Here is a 5,395-nt window from a genome sequence, read left to right on the forward strand (position 1 = left end):
TCTCGCCGTTGGTGATCAGCGCGCCGAGCCGGTTGCCGCCCCCGCTGTTGAGGTAGGTGATCGCGGCCGCCGCCGCCACCGCCAGGTCGCGCTTCTCGCATCCCACGGTGCCGAAGTCCAGGCTGGCCGACATGTCGACCACCAGCCAGGTCTCGAGCTCCCGGTCGGCGATCATCTGCCGCACGTGGGGATGCGTGGTGCGCGCGGTGACCGCCCAGTCCATCCGGCGGACGTCGTCCCCGGGCTGGTACTCCCGCGACTCCCCCGGTTCGCTGCCCGGCCCGGGGATCAGCCCGAGGTGATTGCCGTGCAGCACGCCGTCCAGCTTGCGCCGCACGGTGAGCTCGAGGGTGCGCAGCGCCGCCGACAGCTTCGGGTCGTTGATCTGCCCGCGCTGCATCGACGGTGGATGGCGAGGAGCCGCAGGCACCGCGGCGGGGTCGGTGTCGGTCACCGACCGCTGGCCACGCCCGCGGCCTGCATCACCGGCGGCACCGATTGGCCTTGCTGCGGAACGGCGTTCACCTGCGGGAGGGCAACCGTCTGCAGCACCCGGTTGATGACGACCTCGGCAGAGATCTCGTCGGCCAGCGCGTCGTAGGTCAGCACCAGCCGGTGGCGCAGCACATCGGGGATCACCTCGACGATGTCCTGCGGGATCACGTAGTCGCGCCCGCGCACCAGCGCCAGCGAGCGCGAGGCGGCGATGATCCCCAGCGAGGCGCGTGGGGAGGCCCCGAACGAGATCCAGGACTTGACGTCGTTCATCCCGAGCTGCTCGGGATGGCGGGTGGCGGTGACCACGCGCACCACGTAGTCGACCAGCGCGTGGTGGACGAAGTTGTTGGCCGCGATGTCCTGCAGGCGCAGCAGGTCGCCGGGATTCATGATCTGCTTGGGCTGCGGCGGCTTCACGCCCATCCGGTAGATGATCTCGCGCTCCTCCTCGGGCGAGGGGTAGCCGACGTTGATCTTGAACAGGAAGCGGTCCCGCTGCGCCTCGGGCAGCGGGTAGACGCCCTCGTGCTCGATGGGGTTCTGCGTGGCCATCACCAGGAACGGGTTGGGCAGGTCGAAGGTCTTGCCGCCGATCGACACGTGCCGTTCCTGCATGACCTCCAGCAGCGCCGACTGCACCTTGGCCGGGGCGCGGTTGATCTCGTCGGCGAGCAGGAAGTTGACCACCACGGGGCCGAGCTCGGTGTCGAACTCCTCGCGGCCCTGCCGGTAGATGCGGGTACCGATGATGTCGGTGGGCACCAGGTCGGGCGTGAACTGGATGCGCGCGAACGTGCCGCCGACGACCTTGGCGAAGGTTTCCACGGCCAGCGTCTTGGCCACGCCGGGAACCCCCTCGAGCAGCACATGTCCCTTCGACAGCAGGCCGACGAGCATCCGCTCCACCAGCTGGTCCTGGCCGACGATGATCCGCTTGACCTCGAAGATCGCCCGTTCCAGCGTGTGGACCTCGGCCGCCAGCCCGTCACCGCCGACGGAGGGTCCGTCCTGGGCCGGCGAGGCGACGTGCGCGCCCGGGCCCGAGTAACCGCTGGCGCCCGGGGGCGGCCCGCCTGCTGATGTCATTAGCAACCCTCCACAGCTCAATCGGACACATATGCCGGCACGACCGAAATCGTGGGGCAGTCACGTGCCCGCGTCCAACTATTCCAGGCCCGCCGGATTCCGTCGACGCCGCGGCTGCACCCGGCAATCACCCGGGCGACCCGCGCCTGGGTCAGTACTCGATGATCCTAGTCAGGTAGGGCGTCATGCCGGGCTTGCGCACCGGGCTGACGGTGACCTTGCCGGCGCTTCCGGAGGCCTCGAGCATCTGGCCGTTGCCCAGGTACATGGTCACGTGCTGGCCTCCGCCGGGGCCGTAGAAGATCAGGTCGCCGCGGCGGGCCTGGCTCGGCGGGATGTGGCGGCCGGCGTTGTACTGGTCACCGGAGAACCGCGGGATCAGCACACCGACGCCGGCGAAGGCGTACCGCATCAACCCCGAGCAGTCGAAGCCGGTGATGTTGGCGCCGTCGCCGACGCCCTTGCTGGGCCCCTGCAGCGAGCCCCCGCCCCAGGAGTAGGGCACGCCCATCTGGGAGCCGCCCCGCTTGATCACGTACTCGATGGCCTGGCGGCCGTAGACGCGCGGGATCTTGCCGCCGGGATTGGTGGCGGCGGCGGGAGCCTCGCCGCCGGGAAGGTTGATACCCAGACCGCCCAGGAACTGCCTGCCCAGATCGAAGGTGGTCTGGGTGGCCTGCGCGGTCGCCTGCAGCGACGCGTTGGCGACCGCGAGCGGGTCCCCCGGCGCGCCCGCGCTGATCATGGCCGGCAGTGTGGGGTCCCAGGGGCCGGGGTCGGCGGTGGCCACGGGTGCGCGGCCGGCCGCGGACACTATCAGCCCGGTCACCACGGTGGTGATCCAGACGAGCTTGGTGAGGCGAAACCGATTGCGGCGCATGGCTCCTCGCTCAGTAATCGATGTAGCGGACCACGTAGGGCGTCATGCCGCTGGTGCGCACGGGCGCGACGCGCACCTTCAGCCCGACGTCGGGGGCCTCGAGCATCTGCCCGTTGCCGAGATAGATGGTCACGTGCTGACTGCCGCCAGGTCCGTAGAAGATGACGTCGCCGCGGCGCATCTGCGCCGACGGGATCTTGCGGCCCAGGTTGTACTGCGCCCCCGAGTAGTGCGGCAGCTTGATGCCCACCCCCGCGAACGAATACAGCACCAGGCCCGAGCAGTCGAAGCCGACGGTCCCGGCCCCCGAGTCGATGCCCTTGCTGGGGCCGGCCGCGTTGCCGCCGCCCCAGGAGTACGGCACCCCGATCTGCGACATCCCGCGCCGGATCACGTACTCGGAGGCCTGCCGCCCGTAGACCCTCGGGATCCGGCCCGGGGCGTTGGTGAAGCCGGTGTCGTCCGGTTTGAGAATGCCCAGGCCCTGCAGGAACTTTCGTCCCATGCTGGCGGTGACCTGAGCCGAGGTCGCCGAGTAACCCAGCACCTGGTTGACCACCGCGACCGGGTCGCCGGGGACGTTGGCGCTGGGCACCATCGGAAGCGTCGGGTCCCAGGCGCCGTCCCACTTGCGCCCCCCGGCCGCCGGCGCGGCGGAACCGCCGGATTCCCAGCGGTCACCGGACGGCGGGGCGCCGGATCCGCCGCCGCCCGCCGACCATTTGCGCGCGGCCTCGCGTTTCGCGGCCTCCAGCGTGGCCTGAGCCTCGTCGCGCTCGGCGGCCAGGCGGGTGACCTCTTCGCGCTGGCGGATGAACTTGTTCTTGGAGTCCACCAACGCGGCGACGGCCGCGTCCTGGCCGGCCTTGGCGTCGGCGGCCGCCTTGTCGGCCTTCTGCTTGGCAAGCCGCGCCGCCGACTCCCGGTTCACCTGCTCGGTGCGGGCGCGCTGCAGCTTGTCCAGCGCAGACTGCGAACTGGCGGTCAGGGCCTGGGCGGTCGCCGCGGTGGCGAGGATGTCTTCGGGGCTGGTCGCGGTCAGGTAGCTGCCCGACGGGCCGTTCATGTACACAGCCGCCGCGAAGTGGTCGAAGCGGCGCTGCGCCCCGGCGATCGCCGCATCGGCGTCCTTGACGGCGCCCCGGCTGATCTCGACGTCATGTTCGGCCGCGGCGGCATCGTCCCGCGCGGTCTCGACGTCGACCATGGCCTTGTTGACGCTTTCGAGTTCCGTCTGGATTTCGGCGTTCAGGTCCTCCAGGCGCTGGTTGGCCTTGGCGACGTTGGCGATCGCCGCCGCCAGTTTGTCGGCAACGGGATCACCGTGCGCGAGCCCGGGCGTGCCCACCAGCAGCGCCGCGCTGACGAGCGAACCCAGGACCGTCGGGATGACCGGCCGGCCCAGCCTTGCGGCCGGTCGCCCAGAAAAGCCCCGGATGGTGCCTCTCATTCGACAGGTCTCCTACGTCTGACGCGAACGGACGGCGCAGATCGTGACGTAAGGCGCCATAGATAACACGAGCATCATTTGCACCGTACGTCACAGATGCCGCTGTGGAAACGGTGGTCACAAACTGCATTCTGGACGTGCGTTTAATGTGACCGAACGGTTACCCGTCGCCTTTGCCAGTCGTGATCACCGGGGTTGCGCCCCGACGACGACTCAGACCGAATTCCCTTGTCAGGAACCTTCGGCGGGCTCGGCCGCCGAAGCGTCGGCAGCGATGGCCGACGTTGCCGCACGCCGTCCGCGCAGCTGCAGGAACCGGGTGCCGACGGCGGCCGCGAGCACCCCGACCAACAGCACTATGGTCAGCCCGGTCCAAGGGAATTCGGGCGTCTCCAGCGCATGCAGGAAGTTCTGGGCCGAGACCACCGGGTTGCCCGTCTTGGAGTGGTCCTCGCCGGCCTCGAGCGTCACACGCGGGAACCGCGTGCTGTAGCTGCCGACATAGCTGGGGCTGAGCGTGAGGACCGTGGCGTCCGGATAGTCGGCGCCCACCACCGTGGAGATGTCGCGCAGGGGCGTGTCGTTGGGCGGATTGTGGTCGAGCAGCACGATCTTGAGGTCGATACCCTCGGCGCGTGCCTGGTTTACCACATCGAGCAGTCCCGGCACCGCCGCCGGCGGGGCGCTGACCCCGTCCGCCGCCACCTGTGCCTTGACCACGGTCATGTCGACGTCCTGCGGAATGTAGGTGGGCAGGAGGCCGAAGGAATCGTGGCCCGTCATCGCGTCGCTCCTTCCGCACGGCTACAGAAACGGTACGCGACCCCCCGGGCCGGCCACGCCGCACGGGCGCCGACGCGCGGAGATGGCGGGCGATCGAGCGGTAACGGGGGGTTTAAACCCGCGCTGGAGGCGACAAGACTGGGGAGGTACGCGTGCGGTCGCAATGCAGGACAACCGTACTGTTAAAGTGGCTCCGCCGGCACGGCCCGTCGGCGCAAGAACTCAATCCCCGGGAGTTGATGTGACTAGCAAGGATCCTGTGAACTCGTTCGGAGCCCGAAACGACCTGAAGGTCGGCGACAAGAGTTACCAGATCTATCGCCTGGACGCCGTCCCCAACACCGGGAAACTCCCGTACAGCCTCAAGGTGCTCGCCGAGAACCTGCTGCGCAACGAGGACGGCAGCAACATCACCAAGGACCACATCGAAGCCATTGCGAACTGGGACCCCGAGGCCGAGCCCAGCATCGAGATCCAGTACACGCCCGCCCGCGTCATCATGCAGGACTTCACCGGCGTGCCCTGCATCGTCGACCTGGCCACCATGCGCGAGGCCATCGGCGATCTGGGCGGTAACCCGGACAAGGTCAACCCGCTCGCGCCCGCCGACCTGGTGATCGACCACTCGGTGATCGCCGACCTGTTCGGCACCCCCGACGCGTTCGAGCGCAACGTCGAGCTCGAGTACCAGCGCAACG

6 protein-coding genes are annotated in these 5,395 nt (G+C 69.2%); 1 reads left to right on the forward strand and 5 read right to left on the reverse strand.

Features of this window, described 5'->3' with window-relative positions; genetic code table 11:
- The 5 genes from AC2VOR_RS01420 to AC2VOR_RS01440 all read right to left on the reverse strand — a co-directional run.
- Window positions 1-400: DUF58 domain-containing protein (locus tag AC2VOR_RS01420; protein ID WP_486963063.1), on the reverse strand; the 400-nt coding region annotated here is incomplete at its 3' end.
- 50 nt (window positions 401-450) lie between these two features.
- On the reverse strand, window positions 451-1,584 hold the full coding sequence (gene moxR1, locus AC2VOR_RS01425; protein WP_369739114.1) for a chaperone MoxR1: 1,134 nt from the start codon (window positions 1,582-1,584) through the stop codon (window positions 451-453).
- Between the two features lie 151 nt (window positions 1,585-1,735).
- A complete protein-coding gene (ripB, locus tag AC2VOR_RS01430) occupies window positions 1,736-2,464 on the reverse strand; it encodes an NlpC/P60 family peptidoglycan endopeptidase RipB (RefSeq protein WP_369739115.1) in 729 nt (242 codons plus the stop codon).
- 10 nt (window positions 2,465-2,474) lie between these two features.
- Window positions 2,475-3,914, reverse strand: coding sequence for an NlpC/P60 family peptidoglycan endopeptidase RipA (gene ripA, locus AC2VOR_RS01435; RefSeq protein WP_486963060.1), 1,440 nt, complete (start codon window positions 3,912-3,914; stop codon window positions 2,475-2,477).
- A gap of 231 nt (window positions 3,915-4,145) precedes the next feature.
- Window positions 4,146-4,697: an Rv1476 family membrane protein gene (locus tag AC2VOR_RS01440; RefSeq protein ID WP_486963061.1), complete on the reverse strand. Its 552-nt coding sequence runs from the start codon at window positions 4,695-4,697 to the stop codon at window positions 4,146-4,148.
- 241 nt (window positions 4,698-4,938) lie between these two features.
- Between AC2VOR_RS01440 and AC2VOR_RS01445 the strand changes: the two genes are divergently transcribed.
- Window positions 4,939-5,395: aconitase family protein (locus AC2VOR_RS01445; protein WP_486963062.1), on the forward strand; the 457-nt coding region annotated here is incomplete at its 3' end.

This window comes from Mycobacterium sp. TH-M103 (assembly GCF_057473785.1).

Bases quoted from the DNA above. Each gene is read 5' to 3' on its own strand.
- ripB (WP_369739115.1), bottom strand. From the start codon at position 2,464: ATGCGCCGCAATCGGTTTCGCCTCACCAAGCTCGTCTGGATCACCACC.
- moxR1 (WP_369739114.1), bottom strand. From the start codon at position 1,584: ATGACATCAGCAGGCGGGCCGCCCCCGGGCGCCAGCGGTTACTCGGGC.
- AC2VOR_RS01440 (WP_486963061.1), bottom strand. From the start codon at position 4,697: ATGACGGGCCACGATTCCTTCGGCCTCCTGCCCACCTACATTCCGCAG.
- ripA (WP_486963060.1), bottom strand. From the start codon at position 3,914: ATGAGAGGCACCATCCGGGGCTTTTCTGGGCGACCGGCCGCAAGGCTG.